This window comes from Mesorhizobium sp. M7A.F.Ca.CA.003.01.2.1, assembly GCF_003998945.1.
Taxonomy (GTDB): domain Bacteria; phylum Pseudomonadota; class Alphaproteobacteria; order Rhizobiales; family Rhizobiaceae; genus Mesorhizobium; species Mesorhizobium ciceri.
Genome location: NZ_RZRA01001083.1, coordinates 1 through 1,726 on the forward strand (window position 1 = coordinate 1; position 1,726 = coordinate 1,726).

Consider the following 1,726-nt stretch of genomic DNA (forward strand, 5'->3'; position numbering starts at 1 on the left):
GACGGCACCAAGCTGGTGACCGTGCACGAACCGATCCGTTGAGGAGGACAGGATGCTGGAGCTGCGTCCCAACTGCGAATGCTGCGACAAGGACCTGCCGCCCGAGGCGACGGATGCGCTGATCTGCACCTTCGAGTGCACCTTTTGCGCCGGATGCGTGGAACAGGTGTTGGGCGGCATCTGCCCCAATTGCGGTGGTGGTTTTTCGGCGCGGCCGATCCGCCCGGCAGCGATGCTGAAGAAATATCCTGCGTCGAGCAAACGCGTACTCAAGGCCGAAGGCTGCGGCCCCCGCAAGGCGGCGTGAACACCAGACCGAGCAAAACGAAAGGCAAACAGAATGATATCCGCCAAACGCCTCTGCCTGTCGGCGATCCTGCTGCTGGCCGCCGCCCTGCCGGCCTATGCCCATGTCGGCCTGGGCACCACCTCCTCCTTCACGGCCGGCTTCATGCACCCGCTCTCCGGCCTCGATCACATGACGGTGATGATCGCGGTCGGGCTGTGGGCGGCGCTCAAGGGCGGCAAGGCGGTTCTTGCCTGGCCGGCTGCCTTTGTCGGCGTCATGGTGGTCGGCGGCGCGCTGGGCATGCTGCATATGCCGCTGCCCTTCGTCGAACCGGGCATACTGGCATCGGTCGTGACACTCGGACTGCTGGTGGCGCTGGCGATCGATCTGCCGGTCTCGGCCGGCGTCGCCATCATCGGCCTGTTCGCACTTTTCCACGGCCACGCGCATGGCACCGAGGTGCCGGAGAATGCCGGCGGGCTTGAATACATGGCCGGCTTTGCCACCGCCACGCTGTTGCTGCATGCCACCGGCATCGCCACCGGTCTCGGTCTCGGCATCCGGTTTCGTGGCCTGGCCCGCGCTGCCGGTGCCGCCTGCGCGGCGATCGGCATCGGTCTCGCCTTCGGCATCGTGTGAGGGTGACCATGATCCCCGGTGAAATCATCACGGTGGGCGGCGACATCGAGCTCAACAAGGGCCTGCAGACCGTCACCCTGAAAGTCGCCAACAGCGGCGACCGGCCGATCCAGGTCGGCAGCCACTACCATTTCTTCGAGACCAATGAGGGGCTGAAATTCGACCGTGAGCGCGCCAGGGGCATGCGCCTCGACATTGCCGCGGGCACGGCCATGCGCTTCGAGCCGGGCCAGGAGCGCGACGTCACGCTGGTGCCGCTCGGCGGCAAGCGCGAGGTCTACGGATTTCAGCAGAAGGTGATGGGCAAGCTGTGAGATCTTCCGGCGCGCTCAGCTCAGTTCGATGGCTTGGCCGCGGCGTAGATGACGATCTTTCCGGGATTGTCGAATTCGACGGCGAGGACATCCTGCGCCTGCACGCGCCGCGATTCGATGGCGTTGAACAGCAGCGCGTTGGCCTCGATCTCCTTGCGCAGCTCCGTAATGTCGTCCTGATGCTGCTTGACCTTGGCCTCGATCTCCGGCGGCGGGCCGCCTTCGCTGCGCGCGGCATCGGTGAGGAACACGATGTCGACCTTGTCGAGCTTGGATGTCTTGCGCACCGTGCCGATGTTTTCACGCGTGCGGTCGATCGCCGTGTTGACGTTGCCGGCCTCAGTGTTGGCCTTGGCCTCTTCCTGCTTGACCTGCGAGCCGACGATGCGATTGACGGTCTCCGTGCTTTCCAGTCCCTGCGCCTTCAGTCCGGCAGCAGCACCAGCCGCCGCCAGGAACGTCATGGCGGCGACTGCCTGCATTC

Annotated in this window: 4 protein-coding genes; 3 read left to right on the top strand and 1 reads right to left on the bottom strand. The window is 65.2% G+C overall.

The features are described 5' to 3' along the window. The first annotated feature begins 52 nt into the window (after positions 1-52). The 3 genes from EN969_RS29915 to EN969_RS29925 are packed head-to-tail and all read left to right on the top strand — an operon-like array spanning position 53 to position 1,242. On the top strand, positions 53-307 hold the full coding sequence (locus EN969_RS29915; protein WP_027161066.1) for a DUF1272 domain-containing protein: 255 nt from the start codon (positions 53-55) through the stop codon (positions 305-307). 33 nt (positions 308-340) lie between these two features. After that, positions 341-928, top strand: coding sequence for a HupE/UreJ family protein (locus EN969_RS29920; protein ID WP_063169757.1), 588 nt, complete (start codon positions 341-343; stop codon positions 926-928). 8 nt (positions 929-936) lie between these two features. Then, complete coding sequence (locus EN969_RS29925; protein ID WP_013528398.1) at positions 937-1,242, top strand: urease subunit beta; 306 nt, start codon at positions 937-939, stop codon at positions 1,240-1,242. Positions 1,243-1,262: 20 nt separating this feature from the next. On the opposite strand, the gene EN969_RS29930 is transcribed toward EN969_RS29925, so the two are convergent. Beyond that, entirely contained in the window at positions 1,263-1,724 is a 462-nt protein-coding gene (locus EN969_RS29930) for a hypothetical protein (protein ID WP_127419670.1), read from the bottom strand. Between the last annotated feature and the right edge of the window lie 2 nt (positions 1,725-1,726).